This window comes from Pseudomonas sp. CFBP 5748 (assembly GCF_053850495.1).
This window is the reverse complement of the sequence record NZ_JBSPTN010000001.1, coordinates 218,185-240,501: the sequence shown is the minus strand read 5'-3', so window position 1 is coordinate 240,501 and position 22,317 is coordinate 218,185. Positions and strand designations below refer to the sequence as shown.

Here is a 22,317-nt window from a genome sequence, read left to right as displayed (position 1 = left end):
CCGGTCAGCCAATCAACTGCGGAATACTGCCGTACAACTGCAGGATGTATTCCATGAAGGTTTGGACCATCCAGGGTCCGGCGACGATCAGCGTGACCAGCATCACCAGCAGACGCGGCAAGAAGCTCAAGGTTTGCTCGTTGATCTGGGTAGCGGCCTGGAACATCGCCACCAGCAGGCCCACCAGCAGGCTGGGAACCACCAGTATGGCGACCATCATGGTCGTCAGCCAAAGCGCCTCGCGAAACAGGTCTACCGCTACTTCAGGCGTCATATCTTCCTACCCGAAAAAGGACTAAACACCGCCAAAACTGCCCGCCAACGTACCAATGATCAGCGCCCAGCCGTCCACCAGCACGAACAGCATGATCTTGAACGGCAGGGAAATGATCAGCGGCGACAGCATCATCATACCCATGGCCATCAACACGCTGGCGACCACCAGGTCGATAATCAGAAACGGGATGAAAATCATGAAACCGATCTGGAACGCGGTTTTCAGCTCGGACGTCACGAACGCCGGCACCAGGATGGTCAAGGGTGCCTGATCGGGGCTGGCGATATCGGTACGCTTGGACAGACGCATGAACAGCTCCAGATCGCTGCTGCGGGTCTGGGCCAGCATGAAATCCTTGATCGGTACCTCGGCCTTGGCCACGGCATCCTGGGCGGTGAGTTTTTCCGCCAGGTACGGTTGCAGCGCATCCTGGTTCACCCGGTCGAACACCGGCGCCATGATGAACATGGTCAGGAACAGTGCCATGCCGGTGAGGATCTGGTTCGAAGGCGTCTGTTGCAGGCCCAGGGCCTGGCGCAGGATCGAAAAGACGATGATGATCCGGGTGAAGCTGGTCATCAACATGACGAACGCCGGGATGAAGCTCAGCGCAGTCATGATCAGCAGGATCTGCAGGCTGACCGAGTATTCCTGGGCCCCTTCGGCGTTGGTGCCCAGGGTAATCGCCGAGATCGACAGCGGGTCGGCGGCGAACGCCAACGGCGCGGCCAGCATCAGGGCCAACACCAACAGAATGCGCAACGGCATTACTTCTTATCCTTCTGATCTTTACCCAGCAGCTCCATGAGCCGCTGGGCAAATTCGGGGGTGGCCTGCTCGGCGGAGGGCACCGGCACCGGCTCCTTGAGGACGTGCAACGCAGTAATGGTGCCCGGGCTCAAACCCAGCAGAATCTGCTCGTTGCCAACCTGCACCAGCATCAGCCGATCCCGCGGGCCAAGCGCGCGGGAACCGATGATGTCGATGACCTGGCCTTTGCCCGCCGGCCCCGCCTGTTGCACGCGCCGCAATAGCCAGGCGAGAAAAAAGATCAAGCCCAGCACCAGAAGCAGGCCAAGCACCAGTTGCACCAATTGCCCGGCCACACCACTGCTCGCTGCCGGCGCAGTGGCCGCAGTAGCAACCGGTTCGGCCGCCAGCACGTTGAACGGCAGCATCAAGGCTGCGGCGAAGAAACTTTTCACTCAGCGCAACTTCTTGATGCGTTCGCTCGGGCTGATCACGTCCGTCAGGCGGATGCCGAACTTCTCGTTGACCACCACTACTTCGCCGTGGGCGATCAGGGTGCCGTTGACCAACACGTCCAGTGGCTCACCGGCCAGGCGATCCAGCTCGATCACCGACCCCTGGTTGAGCTGTAGCAGGTTGCGAATGTTGATGTCGGTGCTGCCCACTTCCATGGAAATCGACACCGGGATATCAAGGATCACATCCAGGTTCGGTCCATCGAGCGTTACCGGTTCATGACTCTTCGGCACGCTGCCAAACTCTTCCATCTGCAGGCGACTGGACGCATGAGCGCCGGTATCCGCCGCCAGCAAGGCGTCGATGTCGGCCTGCCCGGCGTCGCCGGTTTCTTCCAGGGCCGCAGCCCATTCGTCGGCCAGCGCCTGGTCATCCTGGGTATTCATATCGTCAGCCATCATTTGTCCTCGGCGGGCAAAAATCAGTTAAAAACGCAAAATCCGTTACATACTTAAAGAAATCGACACCGCTCAGCGGCGTTCGATCGGCTCGATCACCTGCAACGCCAGGTTGCCTTTGTGAGAGCCCATCTTGACCTTGAAGGCCGGTACGCCATTGGCGCGCATGATCATGTCTTCGGGCATTTCAACGGGGATGATGTCCCCCGGCTGCATGTGCAGGATGTCCCGCAGGCGCAGCTGGCGCCGGGCGACCGTCGCGCCGATCGGCACGTCGACATCCAGTACGTCCTGGCGCAAAGCATTGATCCAGCGCTCGTCCTGATCGTCGAGGTCCGACTGGAAACCGGCGTCGAGCATTTCGCGCACCGGCTCGATCATCGAGTACGGCATGGTCACGTGCAGGTCGCCACCACCACCGTCGAGTTCAATGTGAAAGGTCGAGACCACAATGGCTTCGCTCGGGCCGACGATGTTGGCCATGGCCGGGTTCACTTCCGAGTTGATGTACTCGAAGTTCACTTCCATGATCGCCTGCCAGGCCTCCTTCAGATCGACGAAGGCCTGCTCCAGCACCATGCGCACCACCCGCAACTCGGTTGGGGTGAACTCCCGCCCTTCGATCTTGGCGTGACGACCATCGCCACCGAAAAAGTTGTCCACCAGCTTGAACACCAGCTTGGCGTCGAGGATGAACAGCGCGGTACCGCGCAACGGCTTGATCTTCACCAGGTTGAGGCTGGTGGGCACATACAGCGAGTGTACGTATTCACCGAACTTCATCACCTGCACGCCACCGACAGCCACGTCGGCCGAGCGGCGCAGCATGTTGAACATGCTGATGCGGGTGTATCGGGCAAAACGCTCGTTGATCATTTCCAGGGTCGGCATGCGTCCGCGAACGATGCGATCCTGGCTGGTCAGGTCGTAGCTTTTGACGCTGCCCGGTTCAGCAGCGTTATCGGTCTGCACCAGGCCATCGTCGACACCATGCAACAGCGCATCGATCTCGTCCTGGGACAACAGGTCCTGCACGGCCATGTCGTGTTCCTACTGCAATACGAAGTTAGTGAAGAGCAACTGTTCGATCACCACTTTGCCGAGCTCTTTCTGAGCCACTTCCTGCACGCTGGCCGTGGCTTTCTGACGCAGCATTTCCTGGCCGACGGGCGTGGCCAGGGTGTCGAAGCTCTGTCCGGAGAACAGCATCACCAGGTTATTGCGGATCATGGGCATGTGCACCCGCAGCGCCTCCAGGTCGGCCTGGTTGCGTCCCAACAGGGTGATGCTGACCTGCATGTAGCGTTGGCGACCGTTCTGGGTGTAGTTGGCCACGAAGGCCGGCGCCATCGGTTCGAAAATCGCCGGCTGCTTACCCACCGGCGCAGCTTCGACCGCTACCGCTGGCTTACTCTGAGCGCTGTGCATGAAATACCAGGTCGCCCCCACGGACACACCGATCGCCAGGAGCAAACCCACCACGATCAAGATGATCAGCTTGAGTTTGCCTTTGGTTGCAGGGTCTTTTACAGCTGCCGCTTCACTCTTCGCCATGCCAATAATCCGTCACTAATCGGGGTTTTCACTGTTGCACGGCAAGGCTGGAGCAAGTGTTATGCCAGAAGAGGAAGGACGAGGTCAGATGCAATCTCTAGAACGCCATAAACCAATGTGGGAGCGGGCTTGCTCGCGAAGACGGTGTGTCAGTTAACAATACTGTCGACTGACACACCGTCTTCGCGAGCAAGCCCGCTCCCACAGGAGGGGACATCATTGGATCAGGCGTAGAAGTCGACCGCGCTGGTGCCAATGACGGCGGCGGTACTGGTCGCCACTTCAGCGATGCTGGCCGGCAGGTTTTCATCCACCGAATCCACACGCCCACCACTCGATGTAGCACGACCGGCCTGGGCCTGCTGCTGCGCCTGCTGATCCGGGTTCTGCGAGCCACGCGACTGATCAGACACGTTGACGTCGACCTGACCCATGCCCTGCTGGGCAAAACTGTCCCGCAGGCGATGCATCTGGCCCTCCAGGGCTTCGCGAACACCGGCATGGGCGCTCATGAACGTGACCTGGGTCTGCTGGTCCGGAACCATGTTCACCCGGATGTCCAGGCGGCCAAGTTCAGCGGGTTGCAACTGGATGTCGGCCGCCTTGAGATTGACGCTGGACAGGTACATCACCCGGTTGACCACCTCTTCGGTCCAACCGCTCTGATTCATCGCGATAGGTTGGTTGACCGGCACCGCGTTGGCGGTTTTTGGCGTAGCAGCCTGGGTCAATGCCGCCAGGCGATTGGCGAAATCGTCCACACGGGTGTCACTGGAGGCGGTGGTGAGGTCCTTGAGACCCTCGCTGATCAAGCCGCTGAACGCTTTATCGCCGCCCTGGCTGCCGAGGTCGGTGCTGTTCTGATCGGCTTGTACCGTGAGCATGCTCGCCATACCGGCGGCGAAGGTCTGGGCCGAAGTCGGCTCACCGTCAAGTGATGCCGACGCGGCTGTTTTGGACTGCGCCTGGCTGGAAGCGGAAACGTGACCGCTCTGCTCCATCGCCAAGCGCAACGCCGGCAATGCGTCGAGCGGATCGGCCTGCGGGTCGAAACCTGGATCGACTACGGGGGCCGGGGCAGGCGTCAGCGAAGCGACCGGAGCTGCCGCCCCGGCCACGACCTGGCTGTCGGGCGTGGCCACCACCGGTACCGGTGCCGGCTCAGGAGTAGCGACCGGTGCAACCATGTCAGGCAACAACGCGGGATCAACTGTCGGATCGACAGGCGCCTCAGCTACCGGAGTTTCAGCTGTGTCACCGCCGTCGCCGCTGTCGTCGCTGGCTGTCTTGTCGTCGGCAGCGGCAGGTTTGTCGGCGGGCAAGGGTTTGCCGCTATCGGCAACCGTCGGTTCCGGAGCGGCAGCGGCTTCGTTGCCGTCGTCCTTCTTGACGCTGTTGTCGGAATTCTTGTCGCGCACCGGCTTCACCGCTGGCTCAGGGGCCGCCGACGATTTGGCGGGGGCCTGTTGGGCGAAGACCTGCGCGAAGTTGGAGGCTTTATTCCCGAAGTCCGGGGCCGCTGCCGGTGAATTGACGGTGGCCTGGGGCTTGGCCTGGGCAGTGGCCTGAAGCAGTGTATTGGGCGTGACGGGCATAAAAAGATCTCCGCTGCACTGGAATCATAGGTACAGTCAAGAGATGACAATGCAAGGGGCGGGCCAACGTCGGCACAGCGATCAGCTCTCAGCAGTGGAAGCCTTCGCGCTCTTCCCTGCAAAGATTGCGAACATGGGCAAACTCACTCTCGATTTCACTGACCAGTTTCTCGATACCGCCCAATGATGGCTGCTTGGCCCGCAGTTCCAACTCTGCGCATAGCTCGGCCAAGCGGATGGCGCCCATATTACTGCTGCTGCCCTTGAAGCTGTGGGCCGTGGCGCTCAGCTTTTCAGCGTCCCGAGCTTCATGCAGCACGCGCAGGCGTGCTTCGGAATCGTTGAGAAAAGTATCCAGTAGCTCCAGATACCCGTCCTCCATGACTTCCTTCAACGTGCTGAGCACGTCGCGGTCCAGATGAATCTCACTCACTTGTTCGCTCCCTGATCAAGAATGGCGCCGATTATGCCGGAGCCTCCCAGAAAAACTCCACGCGCGCACTACGACCATCGTCGGACCAGCAGGCCTGATGGCCCAACTGGCGCACCAGACTCACGCCGCGTCCGGACAACCGATCACTGTCCAGCGGCCACGCCAGCACCCGGGCAACATCGAAACCCTCGCCGCTGTCTTCGACTTCGATGACCAGGCGGCCACCGTCGCCATGGGGCGTGACGTGCAAGTGCACCCGCACGTGACCATCACTCAGTTCCTCCAGGCGCGTATTGCGCTCCCTATAGTACCGGGCAAAACCCGCCGCATCACGCTTGAGGCTCGAGTCGAGCCCCAGCACGCCATGATCCAGGGCATTGGAGTAAAGCTCCGACATGACGCTGTACAGGGCACCACTCTGTGCCCTGAGCCCATGAACCTCAAGCAGCAACTGCAACAAGTACGGCATGGGATTGAATCGCCTGAGCGTCTGCGCTCGAAACTCGAAGCTCACCGACCAGTCCAGCGGACTGGACTGCCCACTATCGGAATAGACCGGCGGCGGCGGATTGAGTTGCCCTGGCGCGACCAGACACACTTCCACCATGCTGAAGTCATCCCGGGACTCACCACGAAAGTCTCGTAGCGCCTGTTGAATATCTTCGAACAGACGGTCAGGTTCACGGTTGGCCGCGAACACCTGCTGCAATCCTTCAACGCCAAACGGCTGGTCGTTTTCGTCACTGGTCTCGATGACACCGTCGGACAACAGGAATACCCGGTCCCCCAGTGTCATCGGGTGCACTTCAGTACGATCATCGAATAACTGAGGCGTGAGCACACCCAACGGCAAGTGTCGTGCCGGCAGTGGCGTGCGTGCGCCACTGAGGCTGTCATGCAGATAGCCATCGGGCATGCCGCCGTTCCAGATTTCCACCGTGCAACGCTCGAAACTCAGGCACAACAGCGTCGCGCAACAGAACATATCCACCGGCAGGATGCGCTTGAGCTTGGCATTCATCTCCCGCAGGATCTGCGCCAGGCCGTAGCCTTTGGCGGTCATCCCATAGAACACTTCCGCCAGCGGCATCGCGCCAACCGCCGCCGGCAGACCGTGCCCGGTGAAATCTCCCAGCAGGATGTGCATGTCGCCGGCCGGGTTGAATGCGGCCAGCAGCAGATCACCGTTGAACAAGGCATAGGGCGATTGCAGGTAACGGATGTTCGGTGCATTCAGGCAGCCGGAATGGGCGATTTTGTCGAACACGGCCTTGGCGACGCGCTGTTCGTTGAGCAGGTAGTTATGGTGTCGGGCGATCTGGTCACGCTGCTCCAGCACGGTGGCCTGCAACCGACGCAAGCGGTCCATGGCCTTGATCTTGGCAGCCAGGATCACCTGGTTATAAGGTTTGGCCAGGAAATCGTCACCGCCAGCCTCCAGACAACGGGCCAAGCCTTCGCTTTCGGTCAGGGAGGTCAGGAAAATGATAGGGACCAGTTGCTCACCGGCCAATTGCTTGATCTGCTGCGCGGCTTCGAAACCATCCATCACCGGCATCATGGCGTCCATCAGCACCAGTTGCGGACGCTGCTGGCGATAAACCTCAACCGCTTCGGCACCGTCAGCGGCAGTCAGGACCTGATGACCCTGGCGACGAACAATAGTTGACAACAGGAGGCGATCGGCGGCGCTGTCCTCGGCAATAAGAACGGTTAGCGACTCCGACGATTGCATGATGATCAACTGATGTCGAACAGCTTGTCGAAGTTGGAAATCGCGAGGATTTTCTTGACGTCAATGCTGCTGTTGACAACACGGATATCGGAACTGTCGCCGCCGGCATGGTCGCGCAACAGCAAGAGCATGCCCAGCGCGGAGCTGTCCAGATAGGTGGCCTCTTTCAAATCCACCACAATGGATTCAGGCTTCCTGTCGAGCTTTTCGTAGGACTCACGAAATTCCTGATGCCGCCCGAAATCGAAACGCCCCTTGATCGAAATTGTCAGCTTCTGCCCATCGGGGGATATAGCGGTACTGACTGTCATAAATCGGCTTCCTTGTCATGGACGAACGTATACAAGGTTTAGCATCTGGTAGAGGTCTGAGCAAGGTTTTTGGTCGCTTACCAGACAATATCCCGGCGCCATCATCAATACGAATCCTGACGCGGCAGGCGCTGGGACAACTCATCCAACAACTTCTGTTCGCGCTTGTCTTCCAAACGTCGCGCTTCATCGATATAGCGCTGCACCAATTTGCGCAGCCCTTCGACCCGGGCGAAGGCCTCTTGCCAACTCTGGCGGGCCTTTTCCAGGTTGTTCTGGTGCCAGACGAGGCTCTGGCGCTGCTGGTCGATAGCAGTGCCCAATTGCGCAAGAAACCCTTGGTAACCCAGCAGCCATTGCCCGGAAACCCCGTGGCTGCCGCGAGCGATCCACTGTTCCTGATATTCGAGGCGAAAATTCTCGAGGTCCGCCAGCTTGCTTTCGGCGACGGCCACCTGCCCCTGAAAATAGGCCAGCCGCTGGACCGCGGTTTTCTCGGCCTTTTCCGCCATGTCCACCACCGGCGCCAGGCGCGCCGCACGACTCGTGGCCATGGCCGGTTACGTGCCTGCGACCGGGGTAAAAATGCTCTGCAGGTGCGCTTCACTGGCACCCATGCCGATGTTGTCGTTCAAGCCCTGGCGCAGGTAAACGGCCATGGCCGGATAAAGATTGATGGCGGTGTCGGTCTCACGGTCGCCGCCGGGCACGTAGGCGCCGACGCTGATCAGGTCGCGGCTTTGCTGATAGCGCGACCAGTATTGCTTGAACTGCTGGGCACGCTTCATGTGTTCGGCACTGATGACCGACGGCATGACCCGGCTGATGGACGCCTCGATGTCGATGGCCGGGTAATGCCCTTCTTCGGCCAGGCGCCTGGACAGCACAATGTGCCCGTCGAGCACGCCCCGTGCGGAGTCGGCAATGGGGTCTTGTTGGTCGTCGCCTTCCGACAGCACGGTATAGAACGCCGTGATTGAGCCGCCGCCCTTTTCCGCGTTACCGGCGCGCTCCACCAGTTTCGGCAGCTTGGCAAACACCGACGGCGGATAACCCTTGGTCGCCGGAGGCTCGCCAATGGCCAGGGCGATTTCCCGCTGGGCCTGGGCGAAACGAGTGAGCGAATCCATCAGCAACAGGACGTTCTTGCCCTTGTCGCGAAAATACTCGGCGATGCGTGTGCAGTACATGGCGGCCCGCAGCCGCATCAGTGGAGCATCGTCCGCTGGCGAGGCCACTACGACCGAACGCTTGAGCCCTTCTTCGCCCAGGATGTGCTCGATGAACTCCTTCACCTCGCGGCCCCGCTCGCCGATCAGCCCCACCACGATGATGTCGGCTTCAGTGAATCGGGTCATCATGCCCAGCAGCACACTCTTGCCCACCCCGGTACCGGCGAACAGGCCAAGACGTTGGCCGCGCCCAACCGTCAATAAACCGTTGATGCAACGGATGCCCACGTCCAGCGGCACGCTGATGGGGTCGCGCTTGAGGGGGTTGATCGTTGGGCCGTCCATCGGCACCCAGTCTTCAGCCTTCATCCCGCCCTTGCCGTCCAAGGCACGTCCGGCCCCGTCCAGCACGCGCCCAAGCATGCCCATGCCCATGGGCAGTCGGCCGGTGTCGGCCAGGGGCACCACGCGCGCACCAGGGGCGATGCCGGCCACACTGCCCACCGGCATCAGAAAGACCTTGCTGCCGGAAAAACCCATGACTTCGGCTTCGACTTGCACCGGGTGATAGCTGTCGTCGTTGATCACCATGCAGCGACTGCCCATGGCGGCACGCAAGCCTTCAGCTTCCAGCGTCAGGCCGACCATGCGCAGCAGGCGCCCTTCCAGGATCGGCTGGCCGGCCAGTTCGGTGGCCTCGGCGTAGCTGCCCAGGCGCTTGCCGAAGCTGGTTCGCTCAAGGCGCATCGTGGCCGTCCGGCTCAGAAACAATTGATTGGGCGCCATCCAGATCGATACTGGTGGCGACCTTGGGCTCGTCCGGTAACTCCAGGCTCAAATCACTGGCCGCCGGGTGCAGGGCCTGTTCGTGCAGTTGATCGAACAGTTTGGCCATGACCTGGCTGATGCGGGTTTCAACCGTTGCATCGATACGGCTGTGCTCGGTTTCCACACGGCAACCACCGGGCAGCAACGAAGCATCTTCCACGATGCGCCAGGTTTCTTCATGACGCTCGCGCAAGGCTTTGACCAGCTCGAAATCCTGGGGGTTGATGTACAGCCGCACATTGCCCACGCCCAGCGGCAATAGCTTGAGGGCTTCACGCATGACGTGTTCGATCTGGTTCGAATCAATCGCCAGTTCGCGCTGGATCACCTGTTTGGTGATGTGTTGCACCAGGTCCACCAGTGATTTCTCGATCTGGGTGTCCTGCTCGGCGATGGGATTGAACAGGTTGAGCATCAGCGATTCCAACGCCCGCAGCTTGGCCGTCAGCGCCACATCGGCTTCCTGACGAACCTTGAGGGTGGTGCTGTGGAAACCTTCCTTCTCGCCGACCGCGAAGCCTTCGTTATAAGCCTCCTGGCGAATGCTCTCGACTTCTTCGAGGGTCAGTGGCTGGACCTCTTCCAGTGGCACTTCCTCAATTTCTTCCTGCAACTCCTCCACAGGCTCCGGCTCAGGCTCGGGCACGTGGGGGTCGAAGCTGGGCAGCGACCAGACGTCGAAACCACCGACGTCCCGGGCGCGGATCAGGTCGCTGGGTGAATCATCACTCTTGGCAGACATAACGACCTTAGATCATCTCTTCGCCGCCCTTGCCACCGAGAACGATCTCTCCGGCTTCGGCCATACGGCGGGCGATGGTGAGGATTTCCTTCTGTGCGGTTTCCACATCGCTGACGCGCACCGGGCCCTTGGCCTCGAGGTCGTCGCGCAACAGTTCGGCCGCTCGTTTGGACATGTTCTTGAAGATCTTCTCCTTGACGCCTTCGTCCGACCCCTTGAGGGCCAGCACCAGCACATCGGAGGACACTTCGCGCAACAGTGCCTGAATACCGCGGTCGTCGACATCGGACAGGTTGTTGAACACGAACATGAGATCTTCGATCTGACCGGACAGGTCTTCGTCGACTTCGCGGATCGAGTCCATCAACTGACCTTCGATCGAACTGTCGAGGAAGTTCATGATGTCCGCCGCACGCTTGATACCACCCAGGGTGGTGCGCGAGGCATTGGAATTGCCCGAGAACTGCTTCTCGAGGATCTGGTTCAATTCTTTCAGGGCCGCTGGCTGCACGGTGTTGAGCGACGACACCCGCAAAATGATGTCCAGGCGCACTTTATGGTCGAAGTTGCCCAACACTTCACCGGCCTGGTCCGGATCGAGATAAGCCACCACGATCGCCTGGATCTGCGGGTGCTCGTAACGGATCACGTCGGCAACGGCACGCGGCTCCATCCACTTGAGGCTGTCCAGGCCGCTGGTATTGCCACCCAGCAGAATCCGGTCGATGAGGCCGTTGGCCTTGTCCTCGCCCAGGGCCTGGGTAAGCATCTTGCGCACGTAGTCATCGGAACCGACGCCCAGGCTGGTCTGATCGCCGACGATGTCGACGAACTCGCTCATGACCTGTTCGACCTGCTCACGGTGCACGTTGCCCATCTGCGCCATGGCCACGCCCACCCGCTGGACCTCCTTGGGCCCCATGTGGCGCAGCACTTGGGCGGCATCGGTCGAACCCAGGGACAGCAACAAAATCGCGGCTTTGTCGACCCGGGACAATTTGGCAACAGCGGCTCGATTATCACTCATCTGCGTTAATCCACTCTTTCACGACCTGGGCCACACGACCCGGGTCTTCTGCCACCAGACTCTTGATGGCGTTCAACTGAGCGTCATAGCCTTCGCTCGGGCTTGGCAGCAGAATGCTCTGCGGCCCGCCGAGGCTGACGCGATCGTTGGCCAATTCGCCATCCAGGCCGCCCATGCCTCCCAGCTCTACATCACCCAAGCCCGCCAACTGCTTGTTCTTGCCGCCACCGGTAATGTTGTTGAGCACCGGACGCAGCACGCCAAACACCAGTATCAGGATGAACAGCACACCCAATACTTGCTTGACCACATCCCAGAACCAGGGTTGCGAATAAAACGGAATTTCGGCGACCACTTCACCGCGCTCCGAGGAGAACGGCACGTTGATCACGCTGACGCTGTCGCCACGGCTGGCATCGAAACCCACGGCGTCCTGCACCAGTCGGGTGAAGCGCGCCAACTCGTCAGTGGTCCACGGCGCACGACTGGTTTCGCCGTTGGCCGGATTGACCTTGACCTGATCGTCCACCACCACGGCCACCGACAGGCGATTCAAACGGCCCTGCTGTTGCTTGGTGTGACTGATGGAACGGTCAAGCTCGAAGTTCTTGGTCGATTGTTGACGCTTGTCGGCCGGATACGGCGCCAGCATCGGCTGGCCGGTGGCCGGGTCCATGATCTGCTGGCCATTGGCATCGATCAGCGGCTGGCCTGGCTGCACCATGCCGGCGGCCGCGGTGGCACCACCAGTGGTTTGCGGCGCGCTGGCCGGCGACGGTGGCTGGTTGCTCAGGGCACCCGGCACACCTTGCGGGCCATTACTGGCGGTACGCTGCTCGTTCACCGACTGCTCGCTGCGCAACGCCGGTTGATCCGGATTGAACTGCTCGGAGGTCGACTCGACGGCACTGAAGTCCACATCAGCCGAGACTTCGGCCTTGTAGCGATCGTTACCCAGGATCGGTTGCAGGATGTTATGCACCCGCTGGGTCAGCATCCCCTCCATGCGACGACTGTAATCGAACTGCTTGCCGGCCATGGTCAGTTCGGAGTTTTCCGCCTGATCAGACAACAGGTTGCCTTTCTGGTCGACCACCGTGATCTGTGATTTGCTCAGCTCTGGGACGCTGGTCGCCACCAGATTGACGATGGCAAGCACCTGGCCAGGCTCCAGGGAGCGGCCCGAATACAGCTCAACCAGTACCGAAGCACTCGGTTTGCGCTCATCGCGCACAAACACCGAGCTTTTCGGAATTGCCAGGTGCACGCGAGCGCCCTTGACGTTGTTCAAGCTGGAAATGGTGCGCGCCAACTCGCCTTCCAGGCCGCGACGATAACGGGTCGCTTCCATGAACTGGCTGGTACCCAGGCCCTGGTCCTTGTCGAGAATCTCAAAACCGATGTTGCCATCGGTGGGCGTCACGCCAGCGGCCGCAAGCTTGAGGCGCGCGCGGGCGACGTCGTCGGCCTTGACCAGCAACGCCCCGGAATTGGGTTCAACGGTATAAGGAATGTCGGCGGAAGCCAGGGTTTCCATGACTTGCTTGGCGTCCAGGCCCTCCAGGCTGCCGTACAGCGGACGGTAGTCCGGCTGCTGGGACCACAGCACCACGGCAAAACCAATCGCCACGCTGGCAGCCAGGCCGACCAACAGGCCAACCTGACGCAACATGGTCATCTCGGAGAGGTTTTCCAGGAAGGACAAACCGAACAGCGGCGGTTTGCCGTCTATCGGAGTGGCCTTGGCCGGAACGTTATCAGCGGCTGCTTCTGCCATGACTCAATAGTTTCCTTAGACCGGCATCTGCATGATGTCTTGGTAGGCTTGAACCAGTTTGTTGCGAACCTGGGTCAACGCCTGAAACGAGACACTGGCTTTCTGCGAGGAGATCATGACATCCGTCAGGTCGACGCCGCTTTTGCCAATCTCGAAAGCACTGGCCAGTTGGTTCGACGCCTGCTGGGTATCGTTCACTTTATTGACGGCCTGACCGAGCATGTCGGAAAAGCTGCTGCCACCCACTTGGGGGACTGCGACCGACTTCGGCTGGGCCATGGCGTCCATCTGCATGGCGCGCATGTCCAGCATCAACCGATTAAATTCAATACCTTGGCTCATGGTCTACTCTCTCTGGCGGCCCGCATTTTTTTGACACTTACTCAACGGGTACACAGGTGTTAGCAACAAGGGTGCCAGCTCCATGGCGACAGGAAACAAATGCATGTGGGAGCAAGCCCGCTCCCACGAGGGAATATTCGGCGCACATCACTCAACTGGCGAACAGGTAGGCCTCGACATCCATTCCAGCATCACGCATCTGCGCCAACTTGTAGCGCAGGGTGCGCGGACTGATCCCCAGGCGCTCGGCCGCCTCCTTGCGACGACCGCGCTCGGCGCGCAGGGTGTCGATGATCATCTGGAATTCGCGACGACGCAGGTCGTCCCCCAAAGCACCGGCCGATTCGCCCTCCACCTCCACCGGCGGCACGAATGCCGTGACCGGTGACAGTACCGGCAATGGCGCACAGGCCACTGGCCCGGCCAGGCAGAAATCCTCAGGCTGGATCAAACCACCTTGCTGCAGGATCAACGCCCGCTGAATAGCGTTATCCAACTCCCGCACGTTGCCGGGCCAGGGATAGGCGATCAGACAGGCCTGGGCCTCAGCTGAAAGTCTGGCGGCCGCGTGCTTCATTTTATTGACGTGCTTGGTCAGCAGGCGCTCGGCCAGCGGCAGAATATCGGCGGTGCGCTCGCGCAGCGGACGCCAAGCCAGCGGGAAGACCGACAAGCGATAGTAAAGGTCTTCGCGAAAACGCCCCGCCGCCACTTCGCCGGCCAGGTCGCGGTTGGTGGTCGCCACTACGCGAATGTCCAGACTGATGGGCTTGCGCGCACCGACCCGTTCCACTTCCCGCTCTTGCAACACCCGCAACAGCTTGGCCTGCAGCCCCAGGGGCATTTCGGAAATTTCATCGAGCAGAATGGTGCCGCCATCGGCTTGCTCGAACTTGCCGGCCTGGGCCGCAATGGCGCCGGTGAACGAACCCTTTTCGTGCCCGAACAACGTCGCCTCGAGCATGTTGTCGGGAATCGCGGCGCAGTTGATGGCAATGAACGGTTCACTGGCGCGGCGGGATTGCTGGTGAATGTAGCGCGCCAGCACCTCCTTGCCGGTGCCGGACTCGCCAGAAATCAACACCGTCGAATCACTGCGAGCCACCCGCGCCGCCAATTCCAGCAACTGCGCGCTGGCCGGCTCGAACGCCACCGGCCCCTCACCATCAACGGCCGGACTGCCTTGGGCATGGCGCGCCACCAAGTCCAACAGCGCCTTGGGCTCGAACGGCTTGACCAGATAATCCGCCGCCCCTTGCCGCATGGCATCCACCGCACGCTCGACGGCGCCATGGGCAGTCATCAGCAACACGGGCAATTGAGGCTGGCGGGCACGCAACAGGCTGAGCAATTGATGGCCGTCCATGCCCGGCATGTTGACGTCACTGACCACCAGGCTGAAGGCTTCCCGAGCCACGGCCAGCAATGCCTCTTCCGCCGAACCGACGGCAGCGTAATCGTGCCCGGCCAGTATCAACGTATCGGCCAGCGCTTCACGCAGGGCCCGGTCATCCTCAACCAGCAACACCTTGATCGCCATGACCTTTACTCCACACCCGGCGCACAGGAAAACAGCGGCAAGAGCACCAGCGCACAGGTGCCGCGTCCCAGCCGCGAGCGCAACTGCAATTCTCCCTGATGCGCACGGGCCACGGCCTTGACCACGGTCAGGCCCAGACCCGTGCCGGTGGTCTTGGTGGTGAAGAACGGCTCGCCCAGGCGCGTCAGCACAGCCGGCTCGATCCCGCTGCCACTGTCGCTGACACACAGGCGCAGGGTGTTGTCGCGGGTATACAAGTGCACCTTCAGGCGAACATTACCGTCGCTGGCCTGGATTGCGTTTTCGATGAGGTTCAACACCGCCCCCACCAAAGTGTCGCGGTTACACAACACTTCACCGGCATGGCTGTCGCACTGCCAGCGGATCGGAAAATCCTGCACATGGGTCAACGCCGCTGCCTGCAATGATTGCAGCAGGGCCTTGGGGGTTACGCGGTCGGTCAACGGCAGTTCGCCACGGGCGAATACCAACATGTCGCGCACTTGATGCTCCAGCTCGTGCAGGCGCTCCTTGAGACGCCCGGCGAACCGCTGCTGGGTTTCCATCGGCAATGGCTGTTCGGCCAGATGACTGGCGTACAAAAGCGCGGCAGACAGTGGCGTGCGAATCTGGTGAGCCAGCGACGCGACCATCCGCCCCAGGGAGGACAGACGCTCATGACGGGCCAGCTGATCTTGCAGGTGACGGGTTTCAGTCAGGTCGTTGAGCAACACCAGTTGCCCCGGCTCGGCATCCAGCGAACGCGTCGAGATGGACAGGCGCCGACCATCCTTGAGCGACACTTCATGGCCGTCGTCTTCACGGGGAGCAAAGCAGCGGGCGATGACATGCCGCCACAATTCACCTTCCAGTGGCAGGCCAAGCAACTCGCAGGCAGCCGGGTTGGCTTCGCGCACGCGGCCGTGGGCATCGATGACAATCACGCCACCGGGCAACAGGTCGAGAAGATTTTGCAGGCGATTAGCCAGGCGTTCTTTTTCCGCCAGTTCCTGCATGCGCTGGGCGCTGACCACCGCCAGTTCACCCTTGAGCTCGGTGACCCGGGCTTCGAGCAAGCTGTAGGAATCGGTCAACTGGCTGGACATCTGATTAAACAGCGAAAATGCCTGTTCAAGTCCAAGCCGGCTTGCCTGCTCGGCGGATGGCATGAGCCCCGACTCGGGGACAGGGGACATCTGGGCGGCTTGGGTCATCGTGTCTCTCGCTTGGCTGACCGTCAGTTAAACGGAACGTTGCGAGGGCTGTAGCAATACCCGTGCCGAAAAAAAACCGCCTGAAAATCAGGCGGTTGTAAAACAGGCGTCAATCATCCGCCTGTTCATCTCCTTCGCGACGGCTCATGCCGTACTTGCGCATCTTTTCCACCAGGGTGGTGCGCCGGATACGCAGGCGCTCCGCGGCACGGGCGACAATCCCGTTGGCGTCGTCCAAAGCCTGCTGGATAAGCCCTTGTTCCAGGCCACCCAGATAATCCTTGAGGTCCAGGCCTTCGGGCGGCAGCAAGGCATTGGCGGTGAAGTCCGGCGTATGGCCGTTTATGGCCACCCGCTCTTCCAGATCGCTGCGCAGGCTGTCGACCATCTGCTCGTCTTCGTCATCGACGTAGCGGAATTTCTTCGGCAACTCGGTCACGCCGATCACCCCGTACGGATGCATGATCGCCATGCGCTCCACCAGGTTGGCCAGCTCCCGGACGTTGCCCGGCCAGCCATGGCGGCACAGGGACATGATCGCCGCCGAGTTGAAGCGGATCGAACCGCGCTTTTCGTGCTCCATGCGTGAAATCAGCTCGTTCATCAACAGCGGGATGTCTTCGACCCGCTCACGCAGTGGCGCCATTTCGATTGGGAATACGTTGAGGCGGTAATAGAGGTCTTCGCGGAAGCTGCCGATCTCGATCATGCTCTCGAGGTTCTTGTGGGTCGCGGCAATGATCCGCACATCGACGCTCTGGGTCTTGTTGCTGCCCACGCGCTCGAACGTACGCTCCTGCAGGACCCGCAGCAGCTTGACCTGCATCGGCAACGGCATGTCGCCGATTTCATCGAGAAACAGCGTGCCGCCGTTGGCCAACTCAAAACGCCCGGCCCGGCTGGTGATCGCGCCAGTGAAGGCGCCCTTCTCGTGGCCGAACAGTTCACTTTCCAGCAACTCGGCCGGGATCGCGCCACAGTTGACCGGTACGAACGGCGCTTCGCGGCGCTTGGAGTGGTAATGCAGATTGCGCGCGACCACTTCCTTGCCGGTGCCCGACTCGCCAAGAATCAACACGCTGGCGTCGGTGTCGGCCACCTGCTGCATCATCTGGCGCACGTGCTGGATCGCCCGGCTGGTGCCGACAAGGCTGCGGAAAAGATTGGGTTCACGATGCCTGCCGCGCTCGCGGGCCTGGTCGTACATCTCGCGATAAACCTGGGCGCGGTGCAGCGAATCCAGCAACTTGCTGTAACTGGGCGGCATTTCGAGCGTGGACAGAACCCGGCGACGCTGGTCTTCAGGCAAGTCAAGGGAAGAATTTTCGCCCATTAACAAAACCGGAAGGAACTCATCCCAGGTCGAGAGTGTCTTTAGCAAGCCCAAAAGAGTCGCGGGCGCATTAACGGTCCCAATCAGGACGCAAATGACTTCGCGACTGGACGACAAAGAGCCGACGGCCTGCTGCCAGTCATGGCTTCCGCAGGGTAAATTTTCTTCGCCAAGAAAATTCAGGATCACCGCCAGATCACGGCGGCGGACGCTATCGTCATCGATCAGGAGAATTTTGGTTTCACGCCACATGCAATAGCAACTTCCCTAGTCAACTCAATGCCCGGAATTTGGGGGCAAGCTAGACGCTTGCAGACTTGTCATGCCTGTAGACGCCTTAAATCTGTAAACAGCTACTAGTTAAGTCAAAAAACCGTGCACAGTCAAATTTATGGCGCACCGCATTCGGATTAACTGAGCATTAACCGAATAGATGGTAAACCTTTGCCGCATTCTGTGCTTGTTGGATCTGCGACATCTCGTCGACAATTGCCTGACGCTCCCCTGTCGCCGCCTCCAGCAATTGCCGATAGACCCCCAGCAATTGCTCAAGATTCATCCGCAACGCTGCCTCATCCACCTGGGACTCGCTCAGAACGTCTTCCATGCAGGAACGGCACGTCATGTCCAATTGACTGATCGCCTCCCAGTTACGCTCGGCCAGGGCATCGACCAGGGCATCCCGGGTTTGTTCGATTCGCTGCAGTGCTTGACTCATTACGGCATCCTCAGACCTACCGGCCTATTGATTGGCAGTCGCATGATCGGCAATTGCATCCCACCCACTTTTCAGGGTGCTGAGCAAACCCGAGACTTCGTCGATGATCGCGGCATCATTATTGCGGTTGGCTTCCATCAGGCGCGTCATCATGTAGGCATACAAATTGTCGAGCTGTTGGAGCGACGCCGGATCTTCGGTCTTTTCCGGGTTCAGACCGTCCCGCAGGCCGATGATGATGTCGACAGCCTTGCCCAGCATCAACCCCTTGAGTGCGATGTCACCACGCTCCATGGCGCCCTTGCCCTGGGCCATGCGGTCCAGCCCACCCTCCATCAACATTTGCACCAGGCGATGGGGATTGGCTTCAGATATCTGGGCATGGGAATTGACCTTCTGATACTGGCGAAGGGCTCTCATGGGATTCATGTTTCTACCTCGTAGCAGACAACAAGTGAAAAAGGATTGCTCTGACTATTATGTCGACTGAGCGGTACATAACTTTAGCGTTTACCACCCTCAATGAAAAAACCCAGGCGCTGTCATGACAGCCCACCTGGGTCTTTTGCAGCCGATCTGAATCAGTCGTCTTCTGACGATTTATTCAGCGCATTGAGCGTGGCCATGATGCTGTCACCCTGCGCTCGCAGCTTGGCAACCAGGGAGTCCATGGCCGTGTACTTGGCCGACAGGCTGGTTTGCAGGCTGGCCATCCGCGCATCCAGGGTGTCCTGCTGCTTTTTCAAATCGGTCAGGCTTTCACTCAGACTGGCCGAGCGTGCGGCAAAAACACCGGTCTTGCTCACCGCAAAACTGTCAGTGGCAGACTTCATGCGCGCCAGCAAACCGTTATCGCCGGCGAAGATGCCATTGATATCGGCCGCATTGGTCAATGCCGCGGCATCAAACAGCTTGTCGTTGACCGACAGCAGGCCGGTTTTCTGATCGGTCTGGACGCCGAACTGGGAAAGCGCTTTCAACTGGCCGGTACCCGACATTGCGTTCAGCTCAGTACGCACCGCCGACAACATCGAACGCAACGAGGCATCGCCAGTCAGCGCACCGGACGTCACGGTACCGTCAGCACTGGTCGTGACTTGCGTCTCGGCGTTGGCAGCCTTGATCAGGGCGTTGTAGGTATCGACAAACCCCTTGACCGACGACTTCAGGGCCGTACTGCTGGCCGCTACCGTGATGGTGGTCGGCGTTGCGGTACCGCCGGACGGAACCACGGAAGCCCCCACCAGCTTGAGGGTCACACCACTCACAGCATCGGCGATGGTGTTGGTCTTGGACTCCATTGCCAGCCCATCGAGTGTGTACAGGGCATTCTGCGGTGCAGCCAGGACCGAAGTCCCGGTTTCCAAACCCGAATCCCCCGTCAAGGTCAGGTCAGAACCGACACCGGTGGTGGTCGACGTCAGCACCATTCGCGAGCCATTGGCATCGGTCAAGATGTTGGCACTCAAGCCCTGGTTGGCATACTGAGAGTTGATCGAATCGCGGACCTGCTGCAACGTCGCGCCAGCAGGAACACTGACGGCGAACGTGTTGGTACCCTGCTTGATGTTCAGGGTGGTCGCCGAAGCACCGGCATTGACCACCGAAGAAGCGCCGCCAGCAAAGACCTTGCTCGAGATCTTCGACGCGGTGGCCAACTGAGTGACCGTCAGCGCAAAACTGCCGGCTGCCGCGCCGTTCCCCGCAGTCACGGTAGCGACTTTTTCGTCAGCCGAGGAACCGCTCAAGCCGCTGAAGCTGGAGGCGGTTTTCATGTTGTCCAACGCGCCACGAAAAGCATCCAGCGCCGCCTGGATTTTGCCGATAGACGACAGCGAGGTAGTCGCTTTCAGCGTTTGGTTGTTGATCTGCGTCTGCTTCGGCGCCCTTTCAGCGGCTACCAAAGATGCCACGATCGACTGAGTATCGATATTCGAACCAATACCGCTAACCGTTGTACCTGCCATCATCTCTCTCCTTATCCAGTGGCTGTCGCTTTCTTGACCACGAGCGCCTTAAACAGCGACAACAACAAAATTCATGCCAGCTCAGACCCTGTCGTTGAACAACAAGTTGCTGGCGTCCGACAGGCTTTGCGCCAGTTTTAGTGCGGCTTCCGAAGGGATCTGGCGAATCACGTTACCGGTTTCGGTAGCGATGACTTTTACCACGACCCGACCGCTGGAATCATCAATGGAAAAATCCAGTTTGCGCTGGGCAGCCTGGACGAACTCCTGAATATCGGTTACAGCCTTTTCCAGATCCTCGCGCTTGGGCTCGGGCTCGGGGGCCAATGACGCAACAGCTTCAGCTTTGGGCAGGTCCGGGTTGCCGGTAACCACCGGTTTTACGCTCTGAGGCGCAACAGCCGGATAAGACAGGTTCAACTTCACGCTCATGTCCATGCTAAATCTCCTCATCACGGAAAAGACGAAAGGGCACGTAAACGCGCCCTTCCGTCAGTCACCAAGCGCCGGGATTACTGAAGCAGCTTCAGTACAGCGTTTGGCAGCTGGTTAGCCTGAGACAGGATCGCAGTGGAAGCCTGTTGCAGGGTTTGTTGCTTGGTCAGCTGAGCGGTTTCCGACGCGAAGTCAACGTCCTGGACCACACCACGAGCAGCGGTGGAGTTGTCCGAGATGCTGCGCAGGTTAGCCACGGTGCTGTCGAAACGGTTTTGTACAGCACCGAGGTCAGCACGCTGGGAGTCGATGTTGGCAATGGCCTGGGTGATCACGTCAACAGCGTTTTGCGCGTTGGCGGCAGTGGTCACGTCAGTGTTGCTAACCACGGTTTTGGTCGAGCTGACGGTAGTACCGGCGGCTACGAACAGACCGGTTGCACCAGCGCCGTTCATCGAGTAGCTGTTGGTGGAGTTCAGGGAAACGGCACCAGTCACCTGCAGAGCAGCGGCGGTAGCAGCAACACCTGCACCGTAGGTACCTGCACCGTCTTTGGCAGCGACAGTGATACCAGCCTGAGCACTGGCGTCAGCACCGGCGAAGATGATGTTCTCACCCGTGTCGGATTTGATTTCCAGGTTGTTGGTGGTGGCGTTGAAGTTAACGCTGATGCCCAGTTTGGCGGCGTTGGACTTCAGTTGGTCAGCCAGGCCAGCAGTGTCGGTTACGCCGACGAGGTTGACCGCAGTGCCCGAACCTACCTGGATGCTGAAGTTCGCAGTACCTGGAAGAGCACCAGTGATGGCTGCGGTGTTCACGCCGAAACGTACTTCGGTGCTGGCGGTAGCCGACAGGCCGCCGACGGCGCCGTTCAGTTGGGCAGCGGTAGTCTTGGCGGACTGACCGGCAGCAATAGCGATGTTAGCCGTCTGGCCACCGCCAGTGATAGCGATCGCACCAGCGCCAACACCGGTAGCGTTTGGCGCGATGGCCACGCTTTTCAGCTGCTGGGAGCCGATGTTGTTGGCCGACACGTCGCCCAGGCTCATGTTGATGGTTTCGTTGGCGTTGGCGCCCACTTGGAAAGCAGTGGTACCGAACGAACCGTCGAGGATCTTGCGACCACCGAAGGTAGTGGTGGTAGCGATACGGCTCAGCTCGGCAGTCAGAGCGGCGTATTCGGAGTTGTTCGACTTACGGTCATCGGCGCTTGGCGAGCCGTTAGCGGAAGCCAGGGCCAGGGTACGCATTTTCTGCAGGATGTTGGTGGATTCTTGCATCGCACCTTCAGCAGTTTGTGCGATCGAGATACCGTCACCGGCGTTCTTGATGGCAGTCTGCAGGCCGTTGATCTGGCTGGTCAGACGGTTGGAGATCTGCAGGCCGGCCGCATCGTCTTTAGCGCTGTTGATACGCAGGCCGGAAGACAGGCGTTGCATCGAAGTCTGCAGCGCGTTCGAAGCGTTGGTCAGGTTCTTCTGTACGTTCAGAGATGCCTGGTTGGTGTTTACTGTTAAAGCCATGACGAAATCCTCGTTGGATGGATACTGCGGCTTCCGGCCCTGACATCCGTCGGGTGTGGCCTAGAGAACCTACATACTAGTTATCGTCGTCAAGGTGCTTTGCTTGAGGGTTTTTTTGGAAATTTTTAGT

The 22,317-nt window shown here is 59.9% G+C and carries 24 protein-coding genes; all 24 read right to left on the bottom strand.

Annotated elements, in window-relative coordinates; all coding sequences use genetic code 11:
* Positions 1 to 4: 4 nt before the first annotated feature.
* The 24 genes from fliQ to ACWNZ1_RS01050 all read right to left on the bottom strand — a co-directional run bounded on the left by fliQ (position 5) and on the right by ACWNZ1_RS01050 (position 22,187).
* Entirely contained in the window at positions 5 to 274 is a 270-nt protein-coding gene (gene fliQ / locus ACWNZ1_RS01165; protein WP_135844303.1) for a flagellar biosynthesis protein FliQ, read from the bottom strand.
* A gap of 21 nt (positions 275 to 295) precedes the next feature.
* On the bottom strand, positions 296 to 1,045 hold the full coding sequence (fliP, locus tag ACWNZ1_RS01160; protein WP_135844302.1) for a flagellar type III secretion system pore protein FliP: 750 nt from the start codon (positions 1,043 to 1,045) through the stop codon (positions 296 to 298).
* A complete protein-coding gene (fliO, locus tag ACWNZ1_RS01155; RefSeq protein WP_406822758.1) occupies positions 1,045 to 1,455 on the bottom strand; it encodes a flagellar biosynthetic protein FliO in 411 nt (136 codons plus the stop codon). Before fliO ends, fliP begins: the two co-directional genes overlap by 1 nt.
* Positions 1,456 to 1,482: 27 nt before the next feature.
* Positions 1,483 to 1,941, bottom strand: coding sequence for a flagellar motor switch protein FliN (gene fliN / locus ACWNZ1_RS01150; protein ID WP_003199107.1), 459 nt, complete (start codon positions 1,939 to 1,941; stop codon positions 1,483 to 1,485).
* Positions 1,942 to 2,013: 72 nt separating this feature from the next.
* A complete protein-coding gene (fliM, locus tag ACWNZ1_RS01145) occupies positions 2,014 to 2,982 on the bottom strand; it encodes a flagellar motor switch protein FliM (RefSeq protein ID WP_135844300.1) in 969 nt (322 codons plus the stop codon).
* 9 nt (positions 2,983 to 2,991) lie between these two features.
* On the bottom strand, positions 2,992 to 3,495 hold the full coding sequence (gene fliL, locus ACWNZ1_RS01140; protein ID WP_135844299.1) for a flagellar basal body-associated protein FliL: 504 nt from the start codon (positions 3,493 to 3,495) through the stop codon (positions 2,992 to 2,994).
* 224 nt (positions 3,496 to 3,719) lie between these two features.
* A complete protein-coding gene (locus tag ACWNZ1_RS01135; protein WP_256452367.1) occupies positions 3,720 to 5,090 on the bottom strand; it encodes a flagellar hook-length control protein FliK in 1,371 nt (456 codons plus the stop codon).
* A gap of 88 nt (positions 5,091 to 5,178) precedes the next feature.
* A complete protein-coding gene (locus ACWNZ1_RS01130) occupies positions 5,179 to 5,523 on the bottom strand; it encodes an Hpt domain-containing protein (RefSeq protein WP_135844297.1) in 345 nt (114 codons plus the stop codon).
* Between the two features lie 31 nt (positions 5,524 to 5,554).
* The gene (locus ACWNZ1_RS01125) at positions 5,555 to 7,258 is read right to left on the bottom strand and encodes an ATP-binding SpoIIE family protein phosphatase (RefSeq protein WP_256452366.1); all 1,704 of its coding nucleotides are present in this window, start codon (positions 7,256 to 7,258) and stop codon (positions 5,555 to 5,557) included.
* Between the two features lie 5 nt (positions 7,259 to 7,263).
* A complete protein-coding gene (locus ACWNZ1_RS01120; protein WP_135844295.1) occupies positions 7,264 to 7,569 on the bottom strand; it encodes an STAS domain-containing protein in 306 nt (101 codons plus the stop codon).
* 104 nt (positions 7,570 to 7,673) lie between these two features.
* The gene (gene fliJ / locus ACWNZ1_RS01115; protein WP_135844294.1) at positions 7,674 to 8,123 is read right to left on the bottom strand and encodes a flagellar export protein FliJ; all 450 of its coding nucleotides are present in this window, start codon (positions 8,121 to 8,123) and stop codon (positions 7,674 to 7,676) included.
* 6 nt (positions 8,124 to 8,129) lie between these two features.
* The gene (gene fliI, locus ACWNZ1_RS01110; protein WP_135844293.1) at positions 8,130 to 9,488 is read right to left on the bottom strand and encodes a flagellar protein export ATPase FliI; all 1,359 of its coding nucleotides are present in this window, start codon (positions 9,486 to 9,488) and stop codon (positions 8,130 to 8,132) included.
* Positions 9,478 to 10,311 carry a flagellar assembly protein FliH gene (fliH, locus tag ACWNZ1_RS01105; RefSeq protein WP_135844292.1) on the bottom strand — a complete coding sequence of 278 codons (834 nt, stop codon included), beginning with the start codon at positions 10,309 to 10,311 and terminating at the stop codon, positions 9,478 to 9,480. The genes fliI and fliH overlap by 11 nt, the downstream gene beginning before the upstream one ends.
* Positions 10,312 to 10,318: 7 nt before the next feature.
* On the bottom strand, positions 10,319 to 11,338 hold the full coding sequence (gene fliG, locus ACWNZ1_RS01100) for a flagellar motor switch protein FliG (RefSeq protein ID WP_003184041.1): 1,020 nt from the start codon (positions 11,336 to 11,338) through the stop codon (positions 10,319 to 10,321).
* Positions 11,331 to 13,115, bottom strand: coding sequence for a flagellar basal-body MS-ring/collar protein FliF (gene fliF / locus ACWNZ1_RS01095; RefSeq protein WP_256452365.1), 1,785 nt, complete (start codon positions 13,113 to 13,115; stop codon positions 11,331 to 11,333). Before fliF ends, fliG begins: the two co-directional genes overlap by 8 nt.
* A 15-nt stretch (positions 13,116 to 13,130) precedes the next feature.
* On the bottom strand, positions 13,131 to 13,457 hold the full coding sequence (fliE, locus tag ACWNZ1_RS01090; RefSeq protein ID WP_003199082.1) for a flagellar hook-basal body complex protein FliE: 327 nt from the start codon (positions 13,455 to 13,457) through the stop codon (positions 13,131 to 13,133).
* 151 nt (positions 13,458 to 13,608) lie between these two features.
* Positions 13,609 to 14,997: a sigma-54-dependent response regulator transcription factor FleR gene (fleR, locus tag ACWNZ1_RS01085; RefSeq protein ID WP_135844290.1), complete on the bottom strand. Its 1,389-nt coding sequence runs from the start codon at positions 14,995 to 14,997 to the stop codon at positions 13,609 to 13,611.
* A 5-nt stretch (positions 14,998 to 15,002) separates the two neighbouring features.
* On the bottom strand, positions 15,003 to 16,193 hold the full coding sequence (locus ACWNZ1_RS01080; protein WP_178084300.1) for a sensor histidine kinase: 1,191 nt from the start codon (positions 16,191 to 16,193) through the stop codon (positions 15,003 to 15,005).
* A gap of 127 nt (positions 16,194 to 16,320) precedes the next feature.
* The gene (locus ACWNZ1_RS01075; RefSeq protein ID WP_135844288.1) at positions 16,321 to 17,796 is read right to left on the bottom strand and encodes a sigma-54 dependent transcriptional regulator; all 1,476 of its coding nucleotides are present in this window, start codon (positions 17,794 to 17,796) and stop codon (positions 16,321 to 16,323) included.
* A gap of 169 nt (positions 17,797 to 17,965) precedes the next feature.
* The gene (locus ACWNZ1_RS01070) at positions 17,966 to 18,262 is read right to left on the bottom strand and encodes a flagellar protein FliT (RefSeq protein ID WP_135844287.1); all 297 of its coding nucleotides are present in this window, start codon (positions 18,260 to 18,262) and stop codon (positions 17,966 to 17,968) included.
* A gap of 24 nt (positions 18,263 to 18,286) precedes the next feature.
* Positions 18,287 to 18,691: a flagellar export chaperone FliS gene (fliS, locus tag ACWNZ1_RS01065; RefSeq protein ID WP_135844286.1), complete on the bottom strand. Its 405-nt coding sequence runs from the start codon at positions 18,689 to 18,691 to the stop codon at positions 18,287 to 18,289.
* Positions 18,692 to 18,843: 152 nt separating this feature from the next.
* On the bottom strand, positions 18,844 to 20,229 hold the full coding sequence (gene fliD, locus ACWNZ1_RS01060; protein ID WP_256452364.1) for a flagellar filament capping protein FliD: 1,386 nt from the start codon (positions 20,227 to 20,229) through the stop codon (positions 18,844 to 18,846).
* 81 nt (positions 20,230 to 20,310) lie between these two features.
* Positions 20,311 to 20,667 (bottom strand): flagellar protein FlaG, encoded by a 357-nt coding sequence (locus tag ACWNZ1_RS01055; RefSeq protein WP_135844284.1) that lies wholly within the window; start codon positions 20,665 to 20,667, stop codon positions 20,311 to 20,313.
* A gap of 74 nt (positions 20,668 to 20,741) precedes the next feature.
* A complete protein-coding gene (locus tag ACWNZ1_RS01050) occupies positions 20,742 to 22,187 on the bottom strand; it encodes a flagellin N-terminal helical domain-containing protein (protein ID WP_256452363.1) in 1,446 nt (481 codons plus the stop codon).
* Positions 22,188 to 22,317 lie beyond the last annotated feature (130 nt).

Coding starts and splice junctions, on each gene's coding strand:
- ACWNZ1_RS01055 (WP_135844284.1), bottom strand. CDS start 20,667: ATGGACATGAGCGTGAAGTTGAACCTGTCTTATCCGGCTGTTGCGCCT.
- fliH (WP_135844292.1), bottom strand. CDS start 10,311: ATGTCTGCCAAGAGTGATGATTCACCCAGCGACCTGATCCGCGCCCGG.
- fliQ (WP_135844303.1), bottom strand. CDS start 274: ATGACGCCTGAAGTAGCGGTAGACCTGTTTCGCGAGGCGCTTTGGCTG.
- fliO (WP_406822758.1), bottom strand. CDS start 1,455: ATGCTGCCGTTCAACGTGCTGGCGGCCGAACCGGTTGCTACTGCGGCC.
- fliL (WP_135844299.1), bottom strand. CDS start 3,495: ATGGCGAAGAGTGAAGCGGCAGCTGTAAAAGACCCTGCAACCAAAGGC.
- fliF (WP_256452365.1), bottom strand. CDS start 13,115: ATGGCAGAAGCAGCCGCTGATAACGTTCCGGCCAAGGCCACTCCGATA.
- ACWNZ1_RS01125 (WP_256452366.1), bottom strand. CDS start 7,258: ATGCAATCGTCGGAGTCGCTAACCGTTCTTATTGCCGAGGACAGCGCC.
- ACWNZ1_RS01120 (WP_135844295.1), bottom strand. CDS start 7,569: ATGACAGTCAGTACCGCTATATCCCCCGATGGGCAGAAGCTGACAATT.
- fliN (WP_003199107.1), bottom strand. CDS start 1,941: ATGGCTGACGATATGAATACCCAGGATGACCAGGCGCTGGCCGACGAA.
- fliG (WP_003184041.1), bottom strand. CDS start 11,338: ATGAGTGATAATCGAGCCGCTGTTGCCAAATTGTCCCGGGTCGACAAA.
- fliP (WP_135844302.1), bottom strand. CDS start 1,045: ATGCCGTTGCGCATTCTGTTGGTGTTGGCCCTGATGCTGGCCGCGCCG.
- ACWNZ1_RS01135 (WP_256452367.1), bottom strand. CDS start 5,090: ATGCCCGTCACGCCCAATACACTGCTTCAGGCCACTGCCCAGGCCAAG.
- fliJ (WP_135844294.1), bottom strand. CDS start 8,123: ATGGCCACGAGTCGTGCGGCGCGCCTGGCGCCGGTGGTGGACATGGCG.
- fliE (WP_003199082.1), bottom strand. CDS start 13,457: ATGAGCCAAGGTATTGAATTTAATCGGTTGATGCTGGACATGCGCGCC.
- ACWNZ1_RS01080 (WP_178084300.1), bottom strand. CDS start 16,193: ATGTCCCCTGTCCCCGAGTCGGGGCTCATGCCATCCGCCGAGCAGGCA.
- fliD (WP_256452364.1), bottom strand. CDS start 20,229: ATGGCAGGTACAACGGTTAGCGGTATTGGTTCGAATATCGATACTCAG.
- ACWNZ1_RS01070 (WP_135844287.1), bottom strand. CDS start 18,262: ATGAGTCAAGCACTGCAGCGAATCGAACAAACCCGGGATGCCCTGGTC.
- ACWNZ1_RS01075 (WP_135844288.1), bottom strand. CDS start 17,796: ATGTGGCGTGAAACCAAAATTCTCCTGATCGATGACGATAGCGTCCGC.
- fliM (WP_135844300.1), bottom strand. CDS start 2,982: ATGGCCGTGCAGGACCTGTTGTCCCAGGACGAGATCGATGCGCTGTTG.
- fliI (WP_135844293.1), bottom strand. CDS start 9,488: ATGCGCCTTGAGCGAACCAGCTTCGGCAAGCGCCTGGGCAGCTACGCC.
- ACWNZ1_RS01050 (WP_256452363.1), bottom strand. CDS start 22,187: ATGGCTTTAACAGTAAACACCAACCAGGCATCTCTGAACGTACAGAAG.
- fliS (WP_135844286.1), bottom strand. CDS start 18,691: ATGAATCCCATGAGAGCCCTTCGCCAGTATCAGAAGGTCAATTCCCAT.
- fleR (WP_135844290.1), bottom strand. CDS start 14,997: ATGGCGATCAAGGTGTTGCTGGTTGAGGATGACCGGGCCCTGCGTGAA.